At 66.2% G+C, this 23766-nt stretch carries 19 protein-coding genes; 13 read left to right on the top strand and 6 right to left on the bottom strand.

Features of this window, described 5'->3' with window-relative positions:
* Positions 1–4: 4 nt before the first annotated feature.
* The 6 genes from J7I85_RS10615 (at position 5) to J7I85_RS10590 (ending at position 5579) form a co-directional block, all read left to right on the top strand.
* Positions 5–1375, top strand: a complete 1371-nt coding sequence (locus tag J7I85_RS10615; RefSeq protein ID WP_214851498.1) for an aromatic acid/H+ symport family MFS transporter — start codon at positions 5–7, stop codon at positions 1373–1375.
* Entirely contained in the window at positions 1368–2624 is a 1257-nt protein-coding gene (locus J7I85_RS10610; RefSeq protein ID WP_214851496.1) for an FAD-dependent oxidoreductase, read from the top strand. The genes J7I85_RS10615 and J7I85_RS10610 overlap by 8 nt, the downstream gene beginning before the upstream one ends.
* Before the next feature lie 121 nt (positions 2625–2745).
* On the top strand, positions 2746–3309 hold the full coding sequence (locus J7I85_RS10605; protein WP_308159450.1) for an HAD domain-containing protein: 564 nt from the start codon (positions 2746–2748) through the stop codon (positions 3307–3309).
* Positions 3310–3496: 187 nt separating this feature from the next.
* Positions 3497–4723: an inorganic phosphate transporter gene (locus J7I85_RS10600; RefSeq protein ID WP_214851486.1), complete on the top strand. Its 1227-nt coding sequence runs from the start codon at positions 3497–3499 to the stop codon at positions 4721–4723.
* On the top strand, positions 4720–4941 hold the full coding sequence (locus tag J7I85_RS10595) for a hypothetical protein (RefSeq protein ID WP_214851484.1): 222 nt from the start codon (positions 4720–4722) through the stop codon (positions 4939–4941). The genes J7I85_RS10600 and J7I85_RS10595 overlap by 4 nt, the downstream gene beginning before the upstream one ends.
* An 89-nt stretch (positions 4942–5030) precedes the next feature.
* Positions 5031–5579 carry a dihydrofolate reductase family protein gene (locus tag J7I85_RS10590; protein ID WP_214851482.1) on the top strand — a complete coding sequence of 183 codons (549 nt, stop codon included), beginning with the start codon at positions 5031–5033 and terminating at the stop codon, positions 5577–5579.
* Between the two features lie 37 nt (positions 5580–5616).
* On the opposite strand, the gene J7I85_RS10585 is transcribed toward J7I85_RS10590, so the two are convergent.
* On the bottom strand, positions 5617–6195 hold the full coding sequence (locus tag J7I85_RS10585; RefSeq protein ID WP_308159449.1) for a hotdog fold thioesterase: 579 nt from the start codon (positions 6193–6195) through the stop codon (positions 5617–5619).
* Between the two features lie 178 nt (positions 6196–6373).
* On the opposite strand from J7I85_RS10585, the gene polA reads away from it, so the two are divergent.
* The 3 genes from polA (at position 6374) to rpsA (ending at position 12092) form a co-directional block, all read left to right on the top strand.
* Positions 6374–9013 (top strand): DNA polymerase I, encoded by a 2640-nt coding sequence (gene polA / locus J7I85_RS10580; RefSeq protein ID WP_251024217.1) that lies wholly within the window; start codon positions 6374–6376, stop codon positions 9011–9013.
* A gap of 128 nt (positions 9014–9141) precedes the next feature.
* On the top strand, positions 9142–10428 hold the full coding sequence (locus J7I85_RS10575; RefSeq protein ID WP_214851631.1) for a GNAT family N-acetyltransferase: 1287 nt from the start codon (positions 9142–9144) through the stop codon (positions 10426–10428).
* A 188-nt stretch (positions 10429–10616) separates the two neighbouring features.
* Entirely contained in the window at positions 10617–12092 is a 1476-nt protein-coding gene (gene rpsA / locus J7I85_RS10570) for a 30S ribosomal protein S1 (protein WP_214851478.1), read from the top strand.
* Positions 12093–12201: 109 nt separating this feature from the next.
* Here the strand turns inward: rpsA and J7I85_RS10565 are convergent, their stop codons facing one another.
* Positions 12202–12768: a type 1 glutamine amidotransferase domain-containing protein gene (locus J7I85_RS10565; protein WP_214851476.1), complete on the bottom strand. Its 567-nt coding sequence runs from the start codon at positions 12766–12768 to the stop codon at positions 12202–12204.
* A gap of 88 nt (positions 12769–12856) precedes the next feature.
* A complete protein-coding gene (locus J7I85_RS10560) occupies positions 12857–13504 on the bottom strand; it encodes a YigZ family protein (protein ID WP_214851629.1) in 648 nt (215 codons plus the stop codon).
* A gap of 88 nt (positions 13505–13592) precedes the next feature.
* On the opposite strand from J7I85_RS10560, the gene coaE reads away from it, so the two are divergent.
* From coaE to J7I85_RS10545, 3 genes are all read left to right on the top strand, one after another.
* Positions 13593–14828 (top strand): dephospho-CoA kinase, encoded by a 1236-nt coding sequence (gene coaE / locus J7I85_RS10555; RefSeq protein WP_214851475.1) that lies wholly within the window; start codon positions 13593–13595, stop codon positions 14826–14828.
* A 62-nt stretch (positions 14829–14890) separates the two neighbouring features.
* Positions 14891–16990, top strand: a complete 2100-nt coding sequence (uvrB, locus tag J7I85_RS10550; RefSeq protein ID WP_214851468.1) for an excinuclease ABC subunit UvrB — start codon at positions 14891–14893, stop codon at positions 16988–16990.
* Positions 16991–17223: 233 nt separating this feature from the next.
* Complete coding sequence (locus tag J7I85_RS10545) at positions 17224–18249, top strand: TerC family protein (RefSeq protein ID WP_214851466.1); 1026 nt, start codon at positions 17224–17226, stop codon at positions 18247–18249.
* 84 nt (positions 18250–18333) lie between these two features.
* On the opposite strand, the gene J7I85_RS10540 is transcribed toward J7I85_RS10545, so the two are convergent.
* Both J7I85_RS10540 and J7I85_RS10535 read right to left on the bottom strand, forming a co-directional pair.
* A complete protein-coding gene (locus J7I85_RS10540) occupies positions 18334–19689 on the bottom strand; it encodes an alpha/beta fold hydrolase (protein ID WP_214851464.1) in 1356 nt (451 codons plus the stop codon).
* Positions 19682–20182: a GNAT family N-acetyltransferase gene (locus J7I85_RS10535; RefSeq protein WP_214851462.1), complete on the bottom strand. Its 501-nt coding sequence runs from the start codon at positions 20180–20182 to the stop codon at positions 19682–19684. The genes J7I85_RS10540 and J7I85_RS10535 overlap by 8 nt, the downstream gene beginning before the upstream one ends.
* Before the next feature lie 87 nt (positions 20183–20269).
* On the opposite strand from J7I85_RS10535, the gene J7I85_RS10530 reads away from it, so the two are divergent.
* Entirely contained in the window at positions 20270–21076 is an 807-nt protein-coding gene (locus J7I85_RS10530) for a 4'-phosphopantetheinyl transferase superfamily protein (RefSeq protein WP_214851460.1), read from the top strand.
* A gap of 47 nt (positions 21077–21123) precedes the next feature.
* Here J7I85_RS10530 and J7I85_RS10525 read toward each other — a convergent pair whose 3' ends face one another.
* Entirely contained in the window at positions 21124–23670 is a 2547-nt protein-coding gene (locus J7I85_RS10525; RefSeq protein ID WP_214851451.1) for an RNA helicase, read from the bottom strand.
* Positions 23671–23766 lie beyond the last annotated feature (96 nt).

Raw genomic sequence — 23766 nt, 5'->3', positions numbered from 1 at the left:
TGGGATGAATCACACACTTCCCGCCGCAGCGCCGCACGGGTCCTCCCAGGGGGCTCCCGCCCGCACTGCCGCGAATGAGCCCCCACCGAGGTTCTCCAAAAGCTCGGCAGCGGCTGTTCTCGTCTGCTGGCTCCTGGTGGTCTTCGACGGTTACGACCTCATCGTCTACGGCACCGTCCAGTCCTCCCTGATCTCCGAGACCGGCTGGGGACTGAGCAAGGCCACCGCCGGAACCATCGGATCCATGGCCTTCGTCGGCATGATGATCGGGGCGATCTTTGCCGGCCGAATGGCCGACTCCTGGGGTCGCCGCCGCACCATCCTGGGTTGCGCCATCATTTTCTCGATCTTCACCATCCTTTGTGCCTTCGCTCCCAATGCCGCCGCCTTCGGATCCCTGCGGCTCCTCGCCGGCATCGGGCTCGGCGGCCTGGTGCCGTCAGCGAACGCCCTCGTTGCCGAGCTGGTGCCCGCCAAATGGCGGTCCACAGTCGCCACCCTGATGATGTCCGGCGTCCCGATCGGCGGATCCATCGCAGCCCTCGTCGGCATTCAGATAATCCCCGCCTTCGGCTGGGAGTCAATGTTCCTGGTGGCCGTGCTTGCCCTGGTAGTCGTGGTGCCGCTCGGCCTGAAATACCTTCCGGAGACGCTGGCCCCGCTAAGCGCCATGGATGTTGCCGCAGCCAAGGCGGCCCGCAACGCGACCGGAAAGGCAGCCGGCAGTGGCGGCACGGTCAAGGAACCATCCGGCTTCAAATCGCTGCTCCGTGCCCCCTACCTGGGAGCCAGCGTGCTGTTCGCCGTGGCCACGATTGCCACGCTCTTTGCCTGGTACGGGTTGGGCACCTGGCTGCCCAACCTCATGCAACTGGCCGGTTACAACCTGGGCTCCGCCCTGACTTTCGCCCTGGCCCTCAATCTCGGGGCGGTGGCCGGCTCGGTCATCACGGCCTGGGCCGGGACCCGCTTCGGTCCGGTTCCGACGGCGATCGCCGCTGCCGCCGTCGCTGCCGGAGCGCTCGTGGTCCTCGTGACCGGGCCCCCCGTCGGCGTCGTCTACTGCATGCTGGTCCTTGCCGGCGTCGGCACGCATGGCACGCAGTGCCTCATCATCGCCGCCGTCGCGAGCCACTATCCCGGGCATCTGCGGGGGACCGCGCTGGGCTGGGCTCTGGGGACGGGCCGGATCGGCGCCGTCGCCGCACCGCAGGTGGGCGGCCTACTGCTTGCCGCCGGTTTGGGCGTCAATTCCAATTTCCTGGCCTTCGCCCGTGCAGCCGCCATCGCCGCGGTCCTGCTGGCCGCCGTCGGTCTCAAACTCAAGTCAAAACTCTCAATTTCCCCCTCACCAACAGGAGCAAACAATGTCTGAGCACGCCTCGTCCACCGATGTCCTCGTCATCGGAGGGGGAATGGCCGGATTGGCCGGCGCCCTCGCGCTGCGTGAAAACGGCGCCAACGTCACCCTCGTGGAGCGGGCCCCTGAATTCGGTGAGGTCGGCGCGGGGCTGCAGATGGCCCCCAACGCCGCCCGCGTCCTCCGGCGCTGGGGCCTGCTGGAAAAGGCGCTTGAGATAGGTGTCCAGCCCAAGCACCTGGTGTTCCGCGATGCCGTCACCGGCGAGGAACTCACCCGGCAGTCCCTTGGCGGGGAATTCGCCGAACGCTACGGTGCGCCGTACGTCGTGATCCACCGCAGCGATCTGCACCGGGTCCTCCTCGAAGGCTGTGAGGCGGCGGGGGTCAAGCTTGTCAACGACGTCATGGTCGAGAGCGTTGAAACCGTGAACGGCCGCGGCGTGGCCCACACCGCCGCCGGCGTGGACTACGAGGCCGACGTCGTGATCGGTGCCGACGGACTCAAGTCCACCCTGCGTCCGCTCGTGGCCAGCGACGAACCGGTCTCATCGGCCTACGTTGCCTACCGCGGCACCGTGCCGATCACCGAAAATACTCCCAAGGCCGACCTGGAGGACGTTATCGTCTACCTCGGACCGGACTGCCACCTCGTGCAGTATCCGCTGCGCAAAGGCGAGCTGCTGAACACTGTGGCCGTCTTCAAATCACCCTCCTTCGAACGCGGCGAAGAGCAGTACGGGGGAGTGGACGAGCTGGAGGCCGCGTACAAGGATTGCGTCCCCGCCGTCCAGGAAGCGCTGAAGAACCTGGGTACCAGCATGCGCTGGCCCATGTACGACCGCGACCCGATCGAAAGCTGGGTCGCCGGCCGGATGGTGCTGATGGGCGACGCGGCGCATCCGATGCTCCAGTACCTCGCCCAGGGGGCCTGCCAGGCTCTGGAGGACGCAGCCGCGCTGCAGGACGTCAGCAACGGCACTGTGTTCACCCCGGACGGCGTCAACCCGGCAGCCTGGGACGATGCAATCCAGGAATTCAACAACCTCCGCGCAGGCCGCACCGCCCGGGTCCAGCGCACCGCGCGGATCTGGGGCGAGACCTGGCACGTCTCGGGGCTGGCACGCACCCTGCGCAACCTGCTCTTCAAGAGCCGGAAGGACAACGACTTCCAGTACAACGACTGGCTGTACGGCCAGGACGGCGACGGCGTGCCCGCCGCTGCCGTGCCGGCGTCGACCGTGGGGGCGAAGGTTCCGGCGTAACCGGGCGGCGCTGTAGCGCAGCGGCGTCCTAGCAGAGCCTGGAGTCTGGGGGCATTGCCCCGCCCTGCGGGCGTTCCGTAGCGTTAGGTTCAGCGCCGGTTGCAGGCGTTGGAGGAATGCCGTGGGAAATGCCGCGCGGAATGAAGACACCGCGCTGAGTGGAGGCACCGGGAACAGGGTGACCCTCTACCTGGATGTCGACGGCGTGGTCTGCCCGTTCGGCCCCACGGGCACTACGCCGTGGGGCTCGGCCTGGCGTTACGCCTACGCCGGGATGCTGGAAGTTGCCTACGCGGCGGAGCTGGTGGCGGCCCTGAACCGGCTGTCACTGCGGCCCGGACTCCGCTGCGTCTGGCTCACCAGCTGGGAGGAGCTGGCGCCCGCCGTACTCTGCCCGGTCACCGGACTGGAGGGAAGCTCGTGGCCGGTGCTTACCGCGGACGGGGCGGGAAGCGGCGCGGAATGGTGGAAGCTGGAAGCCATCCAGGCGGATGTGGGCAGGAACACGCCGGAGCGGATCATCTGGGTGGACGACCAGCTCGCCTTCGAGGGCCGTGCCCAGGCTTGGGCGCGGATCCTTGGCCGCCGTGCCTTGCTGGTCTCGCCGGACCCCCGGACCGGACTGTCGCCGCGTCATCTGGAGGCCATCCGCGCCTTCTCCCGGCCCCCGGACCGGCAGGTGTGACAGAGTCTGGGCCTTGCAGGTTTGACCTCGTCTGCAGGACGCGTACCATCGATAAGGTTTCAAGCCCGCTCTGCAACTCCGCTACCCCACCCCCAGACGTTTTCTTAAACAGCGGGTGAACTATGCTGTGCAGTGCAGGCAGGGGAAGTGGAACTGCTGTACGTAGACTCTGCAGATTGGGCAACAGGTGGACATCACCTTCATGGTGGCGCTGGTCATTGCGCTGGCACTATTTTTCGACTTCACGAACGGGTTCCATGACACCGCAAACGCGATGGCCACGCCCATTGCCACCGGTGCCATCAAGCCCAAGACTGCGGTTGCACTAGCCGCGGTCCTGAACCTGGTTGGCGCCTTTCTGTCCACGGAAGTTGCCAAAACGGTCTCGGGCGGTATCATCCGCGAAGGGTCCGGCGGAATACAGATCACTCCGGACATAATTTTCGCCGGCCTCATGGGCGCCGTCCTGTGGAACATGATCACGTGGCTGAAGGGTCTGCCGTCCAGCTCATCCCATGCGCTCTTCGGAGGTCTAATCGGCGCGGCGATCGCCGGCATCGGCTTCCACTCCGTCAATCTGGAAACACTGCTGCAAAAAGTCATTCTTCCCGCTGTCTTCGCCCCCGTCATTGCCGGACTTGTGGCCTACATCTGCACCCGCATCGCCTACGCACTCACGTCACGGCATGATCCGGAGACGGGCAGCAAGCTTACGCAGAAGCGCGGCGGCTTCCGGACCGGCCAGATCTTCACGTCCAGCCTGGTGGCGCTGGCCCACGGTACGAACGACGCCCAGAAGACCATGGGCATTATCACCCTTGTGCTGATCTCGGCCGGAACGCAGGAGCCCGGTTCGGGTCCGCAGCTCTGGGTGATCGCGGCCTGCGCGTTGGCCATTGCCATCGGAACCTACGCCGGTGGCTGGCGAATCATCAGGACCATGGGTGCCGGACTCACCGAGGTGAAGCCCGCCCAGGGCTTTGCGGCCGAATCGAGCACCGCGTCCGCCATTCTTGCGTCCTCGCACCTGGGCTTTGCCCTGTCCACCACGCAGGTGGCCTCCGGATCCGTGATCGGCTCCGGCATGGGCCGCCGGGGCACGACCGTTCGCTGGGGCATGGTGGGACGGATCGCCCTCGGCTGGCTCTTCACGCTGCCGGCCGCCGGCATCGTTGGTGCCTTGACGGCGCTGCTGGTCAAGACCGGGATCGTCGGTGTGGTGATCGCAGCCGTCGCCGGCACCGGGGCCGTGCTGTACATGTTCCTGGTATCCCGAAAATCCGAGGTGGGCCATCACAACGCCGTGGAGGTCGAAGAGGCCGGGCAGGCAGTCCGCTGGGCCAAGAAGAAGGCCCTCGCCAGGGCACGCGCCGCCGAGCGCGCCAAGAACAACCCGAAGGACCCGCAGCGATGAAGTGGTTGGAACTCCTCACCGTAGCCGGCGCCACGCTGGTAGCCGCTGTGACCCTTGTGGTCCTCTATTCCCTCGGCGTTCGGCTTACGGCCATCGCCGGTGACCGCCAGGTGGCTGCGCCCGGATGGGTCCGGTACCTCGCCTATGCATGCTTCGGGCTAAGTGGCATCGCCGTGCTGTTCGGGCTTTACCTGATCATTCCGTACTTCAGCGGCTAACCGGGCCCGTCCGGCGACGGACCGCCTGTGGAACGGCGCCGCCCTGTGCCGCTCTGGGAACGCTGAACCGGAGTGGCTAGGCTGGGCCCATGGCCAGTGTCCAGTATTACGTTGCGTCCTCCCTCGACGGCTTCATTGCCACGGCAGACGACGATCTTGCCTGGCTGCTGCAGTTCGACGGCTTCGAAGGCGGCAAGGAAAGCTACGACGCCTTCATGTCCGGCGTCGGCTGCATCGTCATGGGCGGGACCACCTACGAGTGGCTGATGGAGCACGAACCCGGCAACTGGCCCTACCCCGGCACACCCTGCTGGATCTTCACGCACCACGAGTTCAGCGCCCCACCGGGGGCCGACATCACGTTCGTCCGCGGCGAGGTGACCGAATTCATTGACGACCTCTGGCGCGACACCGCCGGCAAAAACATCTGGGTCGTGGGCGGCGGCGACCTCGCCGCCCAGTTCGCCGGCGCCGGCCTTCTGGACGAGCTGATCGTATCGATCATTCCCGTGGTGCTCGGCGCGGGAAAGCGGCTGCTTCCCCTCGTCCAGGGCCCGACGGCGCCACTTGAGTTGCAGGAGGCGCGTCCCCAGGGGCGGGGGATCGTGGAGCTCCGGTACCGCTGGCCCGGGCGCTAGCTTCTTCTGCCGCTACCGGCGCTGCTCAGCGGACGGCCTACCGGCCGATGTCACGGATGAGGTTGGTGATGCGCGCCGTGGACAGCCGGCGCCCCTGCTCGTCGGTCATCACGATTTCGTGCGTGGTCAGCGTGCGGCCCAGGTGGATGGCCGTGCACGTTCCGGTCACCGTGCCCGCCGAAACGGCACGGTGGTGCGTGGCGCCGACCTCGATGCCCAGCGCCTGGCGGCCGGGACCGGCGTGCATCCCGGCGGCAAACGATCCCAGGGTCTCGGCCAGCACCACGTGCGCGCCGCCGTGCAGGATCCCGGCCACCTGCGTGTTCCCCTCCACCGGCATCGTGGCAACGCACCGTTCAGGGCTCATCTCCAGGAACCGGATCCCCATCTTCACCACGAGGGCGCCGATGCCGTACTCGGCGAGCCAGTCGTGCAGGTGTTCGGGGACGCCCGCCTCAGACAGCTCTTCCCTGAAGTCGGCTTCGGCCGCGGCTTCCACCGCGTCGGGCGCCTCAACCGCGGCAGGCGTTTCGACGGCAGAGCGTGCTTCCGCCGCCGCGCTTGCCTCTGTGGGACTGGCCTCACCGGCAGGGCTGGGCGTGAAATTGTCCATCATGGCAACTAGGCTGGCACCTGTGAGTGAAACAACCAAACCGGCCCCAATTCCGTCCACAACCCAGACCCTTCAGGACATCGCGGTGTCCTCGCCTGACGCCCCGTCGGTGTCGGCCACCGAGGCCCCCGTAGTTCCCCTGACGGAGCAGCCCCGGCTTCTGGTGCTGGACGGGCACTCCATGGCCTTCCGGGCCTTCTTTGCCCTCCCGGCCGACAAGTTCTCCACCGCCCGGGGCCAGCACACCAACGCGATCCACGGCTTCACGTCCATGCTCATCAACCTGATCAAGGAACAAAAGCCCACCCACGTCGCGGTCGCCTTCGACGTCTCGGACGACACCACCCACCGCAAGGCCGAGTACAGCGACTACAAGGGCGGCCGCAACGAGACGCCCCGCGAAATGAGCGGCCAGATCGACCTCATCGACCAGGTCATGGGCGCGTGGGGCATCAAGACCATCAAGATGCCCGGTTACGAGGCGGACGACATCCTGGCCACGCTCGCAGCCATGGGGGAAAAGGCCGGTTACGAGGTCCTGCTCGTGTCCGGCGACCGTGACGCCTTCCAGCTCATCACGGACAACGTGTTCGTGCTTTACCCGAGGAAGGGCGTCAGCGACATCCCGCGCATGGACGCCGCCGCCATCGAGGCGAAGTACTTCGTCAGCCCCTCCCGGTATTCGGACCTCGCCGCCCTGGTGGGGGAGACCGCTGACAACCTGCCGGGCGTCCCCGGTGTCGGACCCAAGACGGCCGCCAAGTGGATCAATCTCTACGGCGGCCTCGAAGGCGTGCTGGAACACCTCGATGCCATCGGCGGGAAGGTGGGGGACGCGCTGCGGGACAACGTGGACGCGGTCAAGCGCAACCGCAAGCTGAACCAGCTCCACACCGACCTTGACCTCCCGGTGACGCTGGACGAGCTGGCTGATCCGCGGCCGGACCAGAAGGCTGTCGAGGAGCTCTTCGACGAGCTCGAATTCAAGACCATCCGCACCCGGCTCTTTGATCTGTACGCGAGCGAGGCGCCTGCGCCGGAGCGCGAGCCCCTGGAGACCAGGGACTTCGCCATGATCACGGACTCGGATGCGCTCGGGGCCTTCCTCGCGGCAGGGGCAGGACACCGGCCCGCCCTCGCTGTGGATGTGCTGCAGGGCCGGATCGGCGAGGACGCGGATGCCGTCGCCATCGTGCGGGACGATGCCGCCGCCTACGTGGACCTCACCGCGCTGGACGCCGACGCGGAAAACGTGCTGGCCCAGTGGCTCCGGGACGGGGAATCCCCGAAGGTGATGCACGGCTACAAGGCGGCGCTGAAGGCGCTGGCCAACCGTGGCTTTGACCTGGAGGGCGTGGTGGATGACACCTCCATTTCCGGCTACCTCATCCAGCCCGACCGCCGCACCTATGAACTGGCAGAACTGGCCCAGTTCCACCTGAACATCCACATCACGCCCGAGGCCGCCAAGGCCGGCCAGCTGGAGCTGTCGTTCGACGACGACAACGCCGCGGTGTCCGGCGCGCTGGTCCAGGTTGCCGCCGTGGTCCATAAACTGAGCCGGTTCTTCGAATCGGAACTGAAGGACCGCAAGGCCGAGGACCTGCTGGCCACGCTGGAGCTGCCGGTGGCCCGCGTGCTCGCTGACATGGAGAGGACCGGCATCGCCGTCTCCATGGAGCTGATGGACGAACAGCTGGCGGATCTGGCCAGGGTGATCGACGACGCCCAGGAACGGGCGTTCGCCGCAATCGGCCACGAGGTGAACCTCGGTTCGCCGAAGCAGCTGCAGACGGTCCTCTTCGAGGAGCTGCAACTGCCCAAGACCAAGAAGATCAAGTCCGGCTACACCACGGACGCCGCATCGCTGAAGAACCTGCTGGAGAAGACCGGGCATGAATTCCTGGTCCAGCTCATGGCCCACCGTGAGTCGGCGAAGCTGCGGCAGATGGTGGAAACGCTGAAGAAGTCTGTGGCGGAGGACGGGCGCATCCACACCACCTACGCACAGAACGTGGCCGCCACCGGGCGCATCTCGTCCAACAACCCCAACCTGCAGAACATCCCGATCCGCAGCGAGGAGGGCCGCCGCGTGCGCGGCATCTTCGTGGTCAGCGACGGCTACGAGTGCCTGCTGTCCGCGGACTACTCGCAGATCGAGATGCGCATCATGGCGCACCTGTCCGGGGACGCCGGCCTGATCGAGGCCTACCGCGAGGGGGAGGACCTGCACCGCTTCGTCGGCTCGTCCATCTTCCACGTGCCGCCGGCGGAGGTCACCAGCGCGATGCGCTCCAAGGTCAAGGCCATGTCCTACGGCCTGGCCTACGGGCTGACGTCCTTCGGGCTGTCCAAGCAGCTTGAGATCTCGGTGGACGAGGCCAGGAACCTCATGAAGGACTATTTCGACCGGTTCGGTGCCGTGCGGGACTACCTCCGCGGCGTGGTGGACCAGGCAAGGGTGGACGGCTTCACCGCCACGATCGAGGGCCGGCGCCGCTACCTGCCGGACCTCACCAGCACGGACCGGCAGCTGCGGGAGAACGCCGAACGCATCGCCCTGAACTCGCCAATCCAGGGCTCCGCGGCGGACATCATCAAGCGCGCCATGCTGGGCGTGCACGCGGAACTGGCCGCACAGGGCCTCAAGTCACGCATGCTGCTGCAGGTCCACGACGAACTGGTGCTGGAAGTGGCCAACGGCGAACGGGAGGCAGTCGAAAAGCTCGTCACGGAGCAGATGGCCGCCGCTGCGGAACTCAGCGTTCCGCTGGAAGTCCAGATCGGCGTCGGCACCAGCTGGTACGACGCCGGCCACTAGCCACCCCGGCTTGAGTCGCCCGTGTTTCCCGTCCCGCCGCCGGCACTTCAGCGTGCCGGTGGCGGGCGGGCGGCGTTTCCTATGGCGGGCCGGCGGGACCATTGGCTAGGCTCGGCGTTGTGTCTAATCTGAGCGTGGACTATGAAATCCGCCGGTTCCAAGCGGCGGCCAAGGATGATCCTGCGTATGCGGAGTCGGTTGCGTGGATGCAGGCGGTAGCCTTCGGGTTCCACGATGCCCGCCGCAGCGACGAGCGCGTGGACAAGAGCATTGAGCTGCAGCGCACGGACCGGCGCGTCATGACCGGCGTGTACCAGGCAGGAACGGTTGCCTGTCACTCGCTCGGAGCCGACGTGCCCGTTGCCACCTTCGGGACCATGACCAAGACACTGAACATCGGTTTTGGCCGGTTGCTGGACGCCCGGCTGGTGACCGCCGTGACGGTCCGCACCTCGCACCGGCGCCGCGGCCTGCTGCGCCGCATGATGGGGGAGGACCTCGCCCTGGCCCGGGAGGAAGGCCTTGCGATGGCAGCCCTCACGGCGTCCGAGGCCTCGATCTATGGCCGGTTCGGGTTTGGCGTGGCAACGTCCGAGCAGTCCGTGAAGGTGGATACCACGGCGCGCTTCAGGCTCAACCACACTCCGGTGGGCAGCGTCGAGGTGGCCGACCCCAGGGTTCTGCTGGAGCTGGCCCCCGAAGTCTTCGGCCGCCTGCACCGCATCACGCCCGGATCCATCGGCCGGCATGAGTTCTACCGGCAGTTCGCTTCCGGGTCCGTTAGCCGCGACGGGGGCGAGGACCCGAAGGTCAAGGTGGCGCTGCACTACGGGCCCGGCGGAGACGTGGACGGCTACGTCTCCTACAGGTTCGCCGGCTGGTCCAGTACTCCGTACACCATGGAAGTCGTGGATCTGGTCGCGGCAACCGGAGCGGCGTACCTCGAGCTATGGCAGTACCTTGCCGCCATCGACCTGGTGGAACGCGTCACCTGGGAGGAAGCGCCGGTGGACGACCCGCTGCGGTGGGCCCTCGAGGACGCCCGCTGCGTGGAGGCCTCGGCGGCGCGGGACATGCTCTGGCTGCGGATCCTCGACGCGAAGCAGGCCCTGGAAGCCCGCCACTACCCGGCCGACGGGCGGCTGGTGTTGAAAGTCGCCGACTCCCTTGGCCTGACCGGCGGCACCTTCACCTTGGACGTTGACGGCAGCGGCGCAGCGGTCACGGCCGGAGGCAGCGGCGCGCCGGACCTCGAGCTGGATGTCGCGGCGCTGTCCGCGATCTACCTCGGCGGGGTCAGCCCGGTGACCCTGGCGGCGTCGGGCCGCATTCTGGAGCACACGCCGGGCGCGGCGTTCCGCGCCGCCCGCATGTTCGCCGTCGAACGTCCGCCGCACTGCCTGACACACTTCTAGCGCTTTGACCCCGGTTGGCGCTTGCCACTAGAATAAACGGGCGTGTACTACGTGCACGCTTTTTAATCCACAAAATCAGGATGACCAGGCACTTCCCTGCGGAGTGCCCGCACCTGCGCCTGCGTTCCATAACGCAGGCGCGGCGGTTTGCCTGACCGACTAACTATCCACAACGGAGCCCCTACTACATGACCATCACCTCCACCGAGAAGCCCGGTACCCCCGTAGTCGCGATCAACGACATCGGTACCGCTGAGGACTTCCTCGCAGCTGTCGACGCCACTATCAAGTACTTCAACGACGGAGACCTCGTCGAAGGTACCGTCGTCAAGGTCGACCGCGACGAAGTTCTGCTCGACATCGGTTACAAGACCGAAGGTGTCATTCCCTCCCGCGAGCTTTCCATCAAGCACGACGTTGACCCCGGAGACGTCGTCTCCGTTGGCGATCAGGTCGAAGCCCTGGTGCTCACCAAGGAAGACAAAGAAGGCCGCCTGATCCTCTCCAAGAAGCGTGCTCAGTACGAGCGTGCCTGGGGCGACATCGAGAAGGTCAAGGAAGAAGACGGTGTTGTCACCGGTACCGTCATCGAGGTTGTCAAGGGTGGTCTTATCCTCGACATCGGTCTGCGCGGCTTCCTGCCCGCATCCCTCGTCGAGATGCGCCGTGTGCGCGACCTGGCTCCGTACATCGGTCAGCAGATCGAAGCCAAGATCATCGAGCTGGACAAGAACCGCAACAACGTTGTGCTGTCCCGCCGTGCATGGCTCGAGCAGACCCAGTCCGAGGTCCGCTCCACGTTCCTCAACAAGCTGGAAAAGGGCCAGGTCCGTCCCGGCGTCGTTTCCTCCATCGTCAACTTCGGTGCCTTCGTGGACCTGGGCGGCGTAGACGGCCTGGTTCACGTTTCCGAGCTGTCCTGGAAGCACATCGACCACCCGTCCGAGGTTGTCGAGGTTGGCCAGGAAGTCACCGTCGAGGTCCTCGAAGTGGATCTGGACCGCGAGCGTGTCTCCCTGTCGCTCAAGGCTACGCAGGAAGATCCGTGGCAGACCTTCGCCCGCACCCACGCCCTCGGCCAGGTTGTTCCGGGTAAGGTCACCAAGCTCGTTCCGTTCGGTGCGTTCGTCCGCGTCGAAGACGGCATCGAAGGCCTCGTTCACATCTCCGAACTGGCTGTCCGCCACGTTGAGCTGGCTGAGCAGGTTGTCTCCGTTGGCGACGAACTGTTCGTCAAGGTCATCGACATCGACCTCGAGCGCCGCCGCATCTCCCTCTCCCTCAAGCAGGCTAACGAGGGCGTTGACGCCGACAGCACCGAGTTCGATCCCGCTCTGTACGGCATGGCCGCAGAGTACGACGAAGAGGGCAACTACAAGTACCCGGAGGGCTTCGACCCGGAGTCCAACGAGTGGCTTGAAGGCTACGAGAACCAGCGCGCCGCCTGGGAGCAGCAGTACGCTGACGCCCAGACCCGCTGGGAAGCACACAAGAAGCAGGTTACCCAGCACGCCGCCGACGACGCTGCAGCTGCAACGTCCGGTGAGAGCGACTCCGGCACCACCAGCTACTCCTCCGAGCCGGCTGCCACCGATTCCGGTGCAGGCACGCTTGCTTCGGACGAGGCACTTGCCGCTCTGCGCGAGAAGCTGACCGGCAACTAATTGCCCGGCATTAGCTAATTGCCACTGAAAAGGTGGCCGTCCCCGAGAGGGGGCGGCCACCTTTTGTCGTTCCGGCCGGTTGTGGCGCCGGATGCCTGAATTGGCAGTGTCAGGCGGTCTGCCCGGCGTGCTCGCCCTCGGCGATCTCCTCCAGCACCTTGTTGTTGAATGCGGGGAGGTCGCCCGGCTTCCTGCTGGTCACGAAGCCCTGGTCCACCACGACTTCCTGGTCGCTCCAGTTGGCGCCCGCATTCCGCAGGTCTGTGGCCAGCGTGTGGTAGGAGGTGAGGTTCCTGCCCTTGACGACGCCCGCATCGATGAGCAGCCACGGGCCGTGGCAGATGGCCGCTACCGGCTTGTGCTGCTCAAAGAAGCTGCGGGCAAACGCCTGAGCGTCCTTGTCTACCCTGAGGTGGTCGGCGTTCACCACCCCGCCCGGAATCACCAGGGCGTGGAAGTCAGCCGCGTTGGCCTCCTTCAGGGTCAGGTCGACGTCGAAGGTGTCGCCTTTCTCGACGCCCTCAAAACCCTGGAGCTTTCCGCTCTTCGGAGCCACCAGGACAGGCTCGCCGCCGGCGTTCTTGACCGCGTCCCAGGGGCTGGTCAGTTCAACCTGCTCCACGCCGTCTGTCAGCAGGAAGGCGACCCTCTTGCCGGTGATGTCGTGCTCTGACATGCGTCCTCCTTTTCCGTGTGGTGCCTTACAGGTCCACCCTAGAAAAGCCGAAAGTCACAAGCAAGCTGATGATTCTTTCGGCCAGCCGTCAGTGCGGAACGTCAATCCACTCCGTGTCCTCGCGCTGGAGGGCCGCACTTCCGGCGGTCATGGCGGCCAGCCGGTCGGCCGCCGCCGCCAGGTCATCCGGCGCATCCGGCAGCGCGAGGCGCAGCACCGTGGACTGGGCTTCGTAGCCGGTCTGCGCCATCGCATAGCCCGCGCTGCGCAGGTCGTTCTCGAGACGGCCTGCCGCAGCGTGCGGTACCCGCACGGCACAGATGCGCAGCCGCCGGCGCCGCACCAGCGGAGCGAGTTCCAAGGCCGTCGAGACTGAATCGGAGTACGCGCGCACCAGCCCGCCGGCACCCAGCAGGATCCCGCCGAAGTATCGCACGACGACGGCACTCACGTCGCTGAGATCCGTCACCCCCGGGATGGTTTCACGCCGGAGAAGGGCCTCCAGCATGGGGATCCCGGCGGTTCCGGAGGGTTCGCCGTCGTCGCTGGAACGCTGGATATCCCGGTCCGGCCCCAGCACGAAGGCGGAGCAGTGGTGCCGGGCGTCATGGAACTCGCGGCGAAGTTCAGACACCAGCGCGCGGGCATCCTCTTCGGTCCCCGCGCGGCGCAGGACGGTGATGAACCGGGAGCGCTTGATCTCGATCTCATGGCGGAAGCCGTCTCCGGCAGCCAGCGTGGTGTACGCGGACCGCCTGCTTTGTGTCGCCTCGGTCTGCGTTGGAACTGCCTCTTCTGCCACCGGTTCAGTCTAGTCTTGGGGAGTGCTGAAGATTGGGTTGACGGGCGGCATCGCTTCAGGGAAGTCCCTGGTGGCAACGCGCCTGGAAGAACTGGGGGCAGTGCTCGTCGATGCCGATGCGATCGCCCGTGAAGTGGTGGAACCGGGCACTCCGGGGCTGGCCGCGGTCGTGTCCGCGTTCGGCCCGGAGATCCTCGACGGCGAGGGGCGGCTAGACCGGCCACGCCTCGGGGCCATCGTGTTCCAGGAGCCGGGACGGCGCGCCGAGCTCAATGGCATCGTCCATCCGCTGGTGCGCGAACGCGCCGCGGTGGTGATTGCGGCCGCGCCGGGTGACGCGGTGGTGGTGCAGGACATTCCGCTCCTGGTGGAAACCGGACAGCAGAAGAACTTTCACCTCGTGCTGGTGGTGGATGCGCCCGAGGATGTCCGGCTGCAGCGCATGACCGGGCACCGCGGAATGACGGAAGCGGACGCCCGTGCACGGATGGCCGCCCAGGCGTCCCGCGAGGACCGGCTCGCCGCAGCGGACGTGGTCCTTCCCAATTCCGGCACGCGCGAGGAGCTGCTGGCCTCGGTGGACCGGCTGTGGGAGGAGCGGCTCGTGCCCTTCGCGCGGAACATCAGCCAGGCCGCGGTGGCTGGCCGCAGCGGCGCGCCCGTTCTGGCGTCACCGGACTCCGATTGGCCGCGCCAGGCCGCCTGTCTGGCCGAGCGGCTGAAGACCGCCGTCCCGGAGGGCGTGCTGGCCGTGGACCACATCGGGTCGACGTCGGTCCCCGGGCTCGAGGCGAAGGACGTCATCGACCTGCAGCTCGCGGTCTCTGATCTCATGACGGCAGACCGGATTGCGGCCCTGCTTGGTGCCGCGGGGTTCCCGCTCTGGCCGGGCATCCTGATGGACAGCCCCCGCGGGCGCCCCGACCCCGCTGCCTGGTCCAAGCGCCTGCACGGCAACGCCGATCCCGCGCGTCCGGTCAATCTCCATGTCCGGGTGGCCGGTTCTGCGGGTTGGCGCTTTGCCCTTTGCTTCCGGGACTGGCTTCGCGCCGTTCCGGCCGCACGGGAGCAATATGCAGCGGAGAAGCGCCGGCTGGCCGCCCTGCATGCCTCCGACGCCAACACGTCCGGCTACGCCGACGACAAGGAGGCGTGGTTCCGCGACGTCGGGGCTCCCGGAATGGAACGGTGGGCCGAAAGCAGCGGCTGGCAGCCGCCGTCGTACGTTTCCAGCTCCGCCAACACGAGCCGCGGCTGAACCCGGTACAGCCCAAAGCTGAATCAGGAGTTCCTGTCAGTGGCCGCCTGTAGATTAGGTACATGAGTCTTGCGCAGGAAGTCAACCGCGTCGTTGCGCCCTTCGAGGTCATCAGCGAGTTCCAGCCGGCCGGTGACCAGCCGGCGGCCATCGCCGAGCTGACGGAGCGCATCAGGAACGGCGAAAAGGACGTGGTGCTGCTCGGTGCCACCGGTACCGGCAAGAGCGCCACCACGGCCTGGCTGATCGAGCAGGTCCAGCGGCCCACCCTGGTGATGGTTCAGAACAAGACCCTCGCGGCGCAGCTGGCCAACGAGTTCCGCGAACTCCTGCCGAACAATGCGGTGGAGTACTTCGTGTCCTACTACGACTACTACCAGCCCGAAGCGTACGTGGCGCAGACGGACACGTTCATCGAGAAGGACTCCTCCATCAACGAGGAAGTGGAGCGGCTCCGGCACTCCGCCACCAACGCGCTCCTCACCCGCCGCGACGTGATTGTGGTGGCAACCGTGTCCTGCATCTACGGTCTGGGCACTCCGGAAGAGTACATCGCCGGCATGGTGACGCTGCGCAAGGGCGCCGAAATGAACCGTGATGACCTGCTGCGCAAATTTGTCTCCATGCAATACGCCCGCAATGACATGGACTTCCACCGCGGCACGTTCCGGGTCCGCGGTGACACCGTGGAAATCATTCCCATGTATGAGGAACTGGCCATCCGGATCGAGTTTTTCGGGGATGAGATTGAGAACATCCATACCCTGCATCCGCTGACCGGAGAGGTGATCCGGGACGAAGAGGAGATGTACGTGTTCCCGGCCTCGCACTATGTGGCCGGACCCGAGCGGATGGCGCGTGCCATCAAGCGGATCGAGGACGAACTCGCCGACCGGCTCCAGGTCCTGGAAAGCCAGAACAAGCTCGTGGAAGCCCAGCGGCTGCGGATGCGCACCACATACGACCTCGAGATGATGCAGCAGATGGGTTTCTGCAACGGCATCGAGAACTACTCATCGCACATTGACGGCCGCGCCCGCGGAACCGCCCCGCATTGCCTCCTTGACTACTTCCCGGACGACTTCCTGCTGGTGGTGGACGAATCCCACGTGACCATCCCGCAGATCGGGGCCATGTACGAGGGCGATATGTCCCGCAAGCGGAACCTTGTGGACTTCGGCTTCCGGCTGCCGTCCGCCATGGATAATCGTCCGTTGAAATGGGACGAGTTCCTGGAGCGAACAGGCCAGACCGTCTACTTGTCCGCCACGCCCGGCAAGTACGAATTGGGCAAGGCGGACGGCTTCGTCCAGCAGATCATCCGGCCCACCGGCCTGATCGACCCCGAGGTGGTGGTCAAGCCCACTAAAGGCCAGATCGACGACCTGCTGGGTGAGATCAAGACCCGCACGGAGAAGAATGAACGCGTTCTGGTCACCACGCTGACCAAGCGGATGGCGGAGGACCTCACCGACTACCTCCTGGGCCATGGCATCAAGGTGGAGTACCTGCACTCCGACGTCGACACGCTTCGTCGCGTTGAGCTGCTCCGCGAACTCCGGATGGGTGTGTTCGACGTCCTGGTTGGCATCAACCTGCTCCGGGAAGGCCTTGACCTGCCGGAGGTCTCCCTGGTGAGCATCCTGGACGCGGACAAGGAAGGCTTCCTGCGTTCGTCCACGTCCCTGATCCAGACCATCGGCCGTGCCGCCCGCAACGTCTCGGGCCAGGTCCACATGTACGCGGACCGCATTACGGACTCCATGGCCCACGCCATCGATGAAACCAACCGGCGCCGCGCCATCCAGGTGGCCTACAACACGGAAAACGGAATCGATCCGCAACCGCTGCGGAAGAAGATCGCCGACATCACCGACCAGCTGGCCAAAGAAGACGCGGACACCCAGGAGCTGCTCAACAACAACCGGTTGGCCAAGGGCGCCAAGCGCGGCAAGTCCGCCGCCAAGGGGGCGGCCACCATCCGCGCCGACGGGCTGGCAGCGGCGCCCGCCGAGGACCTGGTGGGCCTGATCGAGCAGCTGACCGAGCAGATGCACGGAGCGGCCGCCGAGCTGCAGTTCGAAGTCGCCGCCCGGATCCGCGACGAAGTTTCCGAGCTCAAGAAGGAACTGCGGCAGATGCAGTCGGCCGGGCACGCCTAGCCGCCGTCACGCGGCGCGGGGGTCAGGTGGCGCCGGGGTGTCACATGGCGCGGGGGACCGCGCCTCTAGGGTAAAGTTGAGGTCACGTAGGGGAGTATCCCAAGCGCTACGAACGTCAACACGCAGGGCACAGATGCCCTGCCGGGCGTAGCGGGCAGCCACATCAGCACCAAGTGCACAGGTTCGCCGGAGAGACTTACACCGGTTTTCTGTACCCTGCGAAAGGCATTTTTGTGGAACTTCCCGTCTGGTTCGAGGTCGGCTCGTTCGTCGTCCTCGGCATCATCCTCCTTATGGACCTGCTTCTGGTAGTGCGCCGTCCGCATGAGCCCTCCATGAAGGAAGCCGGCCTCTGGGTGGCCTTCTATGTGGCACTGGCCCTCGTGTTCGCCGGTGCCATGTTCATGTTCACGGGACCCGAGTACGGCAGCCAGTTCGTGGCCGGCTGGGTGACTGAGTACAGCCTCAGCATCGACAACCTGTTTGTCTTCATCATCATCATGGCCCGCTTCTCCGTGCCCCGTAAGTACCAGCAGGAAGTGCTGATGGTGGGCATCATCATCGCCCTGATCCTGCGCGGCATCTTCATCATGCTCGGCGCCATTGTGATCGAGCAGTTCAGCTGGGTCTTCTACGTCTTCGGCGCCTTCCTCCTTTGGACCGCCTGGAAGCAGGCGCAGGACGAGGGCGAAGACGAAGAGGACCAGGAGAACGCCCTCATCGGCAAGCTCCGCAAGGTCATCCCCATGTCCGAGAAGTTCGACGGCGGCAAGCTGCGCACCACGGTGGACGGCAAGAAGGTCTTCACCCCCATGGTGATCGTCTTCATCACCATCGGCATGACCGACCTGCTCTTCGCGGTCGATTCCATCCCCGCGATCTTCGGCCTGACGCAGAGCGCCTTCATCGTCTTCACGGCGAACATCTTCGCCCTGATGGGCCTGCGGCAGCTGTACTTCCTGCTCGGCGGCCTGATGAACCGCCTCATCTACCTGAAGCACGCACTGTCCATCATCCTGGCGTTCATCGGCGTGAAGCTGATCCTGCACGCCATGCACGTCAACGAACTGCCGTTTATCAACGGCGGGCACCACATCGAATGGGCCCCGGAGATCCCGACGTACGTGTCCCTCGCGGTCATCATCGGCACCATCATCATCGCCGTGATCGCCAGCCTGGTGAGCTCCGGCGCACAGAAGGCCAAGCTGGATGCCCGCCTCGAGGAGGACTCCCGGAAGAGCCTGAGCGACGTCGACTAGGCTTCCGCAGCCAGTCCCAGCAGAAAGCAACCCCGGCCACCTGGTGGCCGGGGTTGCTTCGTCTTGCGCAGGGTCCGGCTGGCTTCAGCGGGCGGAGCGCACCATGCCGAGCAGGCGGCCGAAGATGGCCTCACCGTCGTCCGCGATGCCGTCGTGGTGGAACTCGCCGGTTTCCCACGTCTTCAGCTTGCGGACGGCGGCGGCGGTCTCCATGGAGAGCCCGTGGTCCACATAGATGTCATCGCGGTAGACGGCGGCCGCCGCGGGCACGATGTTGGCAGCCAGCTGCGCGGTATCATACAAGGGCTTCCAGTCAGCCTTGGCCGCCAGCAGTTCCGCCACTTCCTGCAGCGGGCGAAGGGCAGGGTCCTGATCGAAGTACCACGGGTAGACCATCTCGCCGGTCAGGAGTAGCTCGGCAGCGTCCGGGCTGAACTCGGGGAACTCCTCGAGAACCCGCCAGGCCGCCCAGCCCGTGGCCGCGTTCTGGCCGTAGATGGACTCATGCATCAGCGCGTACAGCGGATTGGCTGCCCGCGAGACCAAGGGGCGGACCTGCTCCAGGAACGGATCCGAGAGCCGCGGACCGTCAGGCGTCTCCACGAAGGCGTCCTCCAGCAGGTTGTGCAGGGTGTCCACCCGGGTGTTCCCGCCGAGGAAGGACCCCACCATCTGGAACCTCTCGACCGTGAGGGGAGAGCCGTCCGGGAGGTACTCCGCCGTGCTGCGGAGGTGATTGGCGATGCGGTCTACAGCTTCCCGGTCCTCGGGGTACCAGCCGAAGTACTCCGCGTTGCGGGCGGCCACCCGTCTAAAGGTCTCGCGGTAGACCCGCTCCGGGGTACCGGTCAGCGGGGCGAGTCCTCCGGTGATCAGCACCTCGCGCAGGCCGTTGGGTGCGAACGACAGGTACGTGAGCGCACAGAAGCCGCCGTAGCTCTGCCCGTAAACAGTCCACGGCTCCGAGCCGACAGCCTGGCGGATGAGCTCGGCGTCCGCAATGATCGAATCGGCCCGGAAGTGCTCAAGATACCTCGCCTGCGCTGCCGCGTCCCCGCGCAGGGGCAGGGTGTTGCGGTCAATGGGGGAGGAGAGGCCGGTGCCCCGCTGGTCCAGCATCAGGATGCGGAAGTCCTTGGCGGCTGCCTTGCTCCAGCCGCCCAGCGACGCGAAGCGGTTGCCGCGCCCGCCGGGACCGCCCTGAAGATACAGGAGCCATGGCAGTTCGGCGGCTTCTGCCTCCGTGTGCTCGGCGGACACGTACTCGCGGGCGAAGACTGTGATGGTCTCGGCCGCGTCTTCCCCGCCGGGGCCGGCAAAATGGTCCAGCGGCAGTGTGAAGTAGTGTTCTGCCGTGCGCATGCCGCGGAAGTTATGCCGGGCGCGGACTGTATGAACCGGGCCCGCATGTACAGTGGCGTCCAGCGCTGCTTCAGCCATGGACACCGGCCTCGCTGCGGCTGCCGAACTCTGCCAGCGCCGTTCCGGTCAGCCGGAACGTGGACCATTCCTCCATCGGGAACGCCCCGAGCTTCCGGTAGAAGTTGATGGACGGTTCGTTCCAGTCCAGGACGCTCCATTCCACACGCGCGTAGCCGCGTTCGACGGCGGTCGCTGCCAGATGCTGCAAAAGGGCCTTCCCATGGCCCTCGCCGCGCGCCTCCGGGGTGACGTAAAGGTCCTCCAGGTAGATCCCGTGCACGCCCTCCCACGTTGAGTAGTTCAGGAACCAGAGCGCGAAGCCACGCACGTCGCCGGCCTCGTTCTCGGCCATGTTGGCGTACACGCGCGGGTTGCTGCCGAAAAGCACCTCGGTGAGCATCTCGGGGGTGTTCCGGACGGCGTCCGGCTCCTTTTCATAGACAGCCAGCTCGTGGATCAACTGCAGGATAACGGGAACGTCGGCGGGTGTGGCGGGACGGATTACACTCATGAGTCCGAGCTTACTGGGTCCGGGCTTGCTGGATCAGGCCGCAGCACGCAGGGCAGGATGCCACCGGCGTATAGGCTGTAGATTCCCATGACCTATCAACAGTGCAGCAAACCTTCCGGAGGCGTTGTGGAAAGGGCGGCAGTGCCGGGACCTGACCGGGTCCTTCTGGCTGGCGTGAAGCTGTCCAGCGTCGACCTCCGGCAGGCCCATACATTGGACGACGGCGAGCGGCAGCGGGCAGCGTCGTTCGGTTCCGGAATTGAGCGGGACAGGTTCCTGGCCGGACGCATCGCGTTGCGGCGCCACGCCGCCGAAACTGCAGGGATGGGCGCCGAAGAGCTCCGGGCAGACTACGTATGCAAAGAGTGCACGAGGGACGACCGCGTGCACGGCACGCCCCGGTACCAGGCCGGTCCATCCGGCCCGGCCGTTATGGCGAGCCTGAGCCGGGCGGGGGACTGGTGCCTGCTGGCTGCTACAACTGACGCGGGGGTCTTGGGAGTCGGCGTCGACCTGGAGGACAGCACAGCCGCAGGCTTCGACGGGTTCGGGCTGGTTGCCCTTTCGGAGCGCGAGCGGCAGCACCTGCAGAGGGTGGAGCCTGCACTCCGGCCAAGGTTCCAGACACTCCTGTGGACGCGCAAGGAGGCAGTCCTCAAGGCGCTGGGCAGGGGGCTGGCCGTCGTCGACCCGTGTCTGGTGGACGTTGCCGGACCCGTTCCATTGCTGCCGGGCTTTCTGCAGGCACCGGCCGCGCCTTCGGCCGTGCCTCTGGCGGGGGGCCCGGAAGGCAGCGGAAATCGGTGGCTGGTCGACGCCGTGAATCCGGGGTCAGTGGGGCTGCCGGATTCCTTCACTGCGGCTATCGCACTTCAAAGGATGCCTGGTCCGTAGCTCGCGGACCGAGGGTCTGACCCGGTCCGGAGCGCCCGGTCCGCCTGTCAGAGCCGGTTCGCTCCGGTCACCCGCACCACGGCGGTGCCGGTCTCGTCGGAGGCGGCCAGATCCACCTCGGCCGAGATCCCCCAGTCGTGGTTCCCTGCCGGGTCGTCGAAGATCTGGCGGACCTTCCAGACGCCTGGCTCCTCGGTGATGATGAGCAGCCCGGGTCCGCGCGCGTCGGGGCCGGTGCCGATGTCGTCGTGCTCGTCGAAGTAGTCGTCCAGGACGTTTTCCCAGCGGTCGGCATCCCAGCCGGCGTCGCCGTCGAGCTCGCCAAGCGCGGTGGCGTCCTCGTCTGCAAAGAGTTCGACGCGCCGGAACATCTCGTTCCGGACCATCACCCGGAAAGCCCGGATGTTGGACGTGAGCGACGGCGGCGGGGGCGGCGGAGCGTCGTGCGGCGTCGGGGCGGCACCGGAGGCCAGTTCTTCCCACTCGTCCAGCAGGCTGGAATCCACCTGCCGCACCAGCTCGCCCAGCCAGGCGATCAGGTCCTCGAGGTCCTCCCGCAGGGCATCCTGCGGAACGGTCTGCCGGAGTGCCTTGAAGCCGTCCGCCAGGTAGCGCAGCACGATGCCCTCGGAGCGGGCCAGGCCGTAGAACTGCACGAACTCGCCGAAGTTCATCGCGCGCTCATACATGTCCCGGATGATCGACTTGGGGGCGAGTTCAAAGTCGCCCACCCACGGGGCAGCCTTGCGGTACACCTCGAAGGCCTCGCCCAGGATTTCCGCGAGCGGCTGGGGATAGGTGACCTCGTCGAGCATGGCCATCCGCTGCTCATACTCGATGCCGTCCGCCTTCATGGCCGCCACCGCCTCGCCGCGTGCCTTCTTCTGCTGCGCGGACAGGATCTGCCGCGGCTTCTCCAGCGTGGCTTCAATCACGGAAACCACGTCGACGGCGTAGGACGGCGACTCGGGATCCATCAGATCCAGCGCGGCCAGCGCAAACGGGGACAGCGGCTGGTTGAGGGCAAAGTTCGGCTGCAGGTGGACGGTCAGGCGCACCGTGCGGCCGTCTGCCCCCTGCTCTGCCGCCGGGATGCGTTCCACAACCTCGGCGGCGAGCAGCTCCCGGTAGATCCCCAGGGCCTTCTTCATGAGCTTCAGCTGCGAGGGCCGGGTTTCATGGTTCTCGGTGAGGAGCCGGCGTGCCGCGGCGAAAGGGTCGCCCGGCCGCTCCATGAGGTTCATGAGCATGGCATGGGTCACTGTGAAGCTGGAATTCAGCGGCTCCGGGACAGACTCCACCAGACGGTTGTAGGTGGGCTGACCCCAGGACACGAACCCCTCCGGCGGCTTTTTCTTGACCACCTGGCGCAGCTTCCGCTGGTCATCACCGAACTTTGCGGTGGCCTTGGCCATTGCCTTGACGTTCTCCACCACGTGCTCGGGCGCCTGCACCACCACGGTGCCGGCCGTGTCGTAGCCGGCCCGGCCGGCCCTTCCGGCAATCTGGTGGAACTCCCGGGAGTTGAGCAGCCGGGTGCGCACGCCGTCGTACTTGCTCAGCGCGGTGAGTGCAACGGTGTGGATGGGCACGTTGATGCCGACGCCCAGCGTGTCCGTACCGCAAATGACCTTGAGCAGGCCGGCCTGGGCCAGCTGCTCCACGAGCCGGCGGTACTTGGGCAGCATGCCCGCGTGGTGCACGCCGATGCCGTGCCGGACCAGGCGGTTCAGCGTCTTTCCGAAGCCGGCTGCGAAGCGGAAGTTCGCGATGAGCTCGGCGATCTTGTCCTTCTCCTCGCGCGTGCACACGTTGATGCTCATCAGCGTCTGGGCGCGCTCGATGGCTTCCGCCTGGCTGAAATGCACCACGTAGACCGGCACTTCCCGGGTGCCCAGCAGCTCTTCGAGGGTCTCGTGCACCGGCGTCTCGCGGTAGTAGTAATGCAGCGGAATCGGCCGCTCGGCCGAGCTTACGGTGGTTGTCGGCCGTCCCGTGAGGTCGGTCATGCCCGCTTCGAAGCGGCTGACGTCGCCCAGCGTGGCGGACATCAGGAGGAACTGTGCCTGCGGAAGTTCCAGCAGCGGAACCTGCCACGCCCAGCCCCGCTGCGGATCGGAGTAAAAATGGAATTCGTCCATGATGACGGCGCCGAGGTCGGCCGCCGCACCTTCGCGCAGCGCGCTGTTGGCCAGGATCTCGGCCGTGCAGCAGATGATCGGGGCGTCCTGGTTCACCCCGGAGTCGCCAGTGATCATGCCGACGTTCTCCGCCCCGAAGATCTCGCAAAGGGCGAAGAACTTTTCGGACACCAGGGCCTTGATGGGGGCGGTGTAGTAACTACGCTCGCCGCGGGCCATCGCCTGGAAGTGGGCAGCAACCGCAACGAGGGACTTGCCTGATCCGGTGGGCGTAGCGAGGATCACATTGGCGCCGGAGGCCAGCTCCATGATCGCCTCGTCCTGGGCCGGGTACAGCTGCAGGCCGCGGCTTTCTGTCCACTCCACGAAGCGCTCGTACAGCGTGTCCGGGTCCGCGCCGGTTCCGGTGGTGATCCGTGCGGACGGGGCGGGGAGCTGTTCAACGAGTTTCATTGCCTTCCAGCTTAGTGCCAGCGCGTCCCTGAACGGTTTCGTGCCGGCCCGGCGCTAGGCTCGCTCTGCCAGGACAAAACTTCAACGACCAACCTT

Source organism: Arthrobacter sp. ISL-65, assembly GCF_018613795.1.
Lineage (GTDB): Bacteria > Actinomycetota > Actinomycetes > Actinomycetales > Micrococcaceae > Arthrobacter.
Note: the sequence above shows the minus strand (reverse complement) of the source record. Positions and strands in the feature narration are given on the sequence as shown.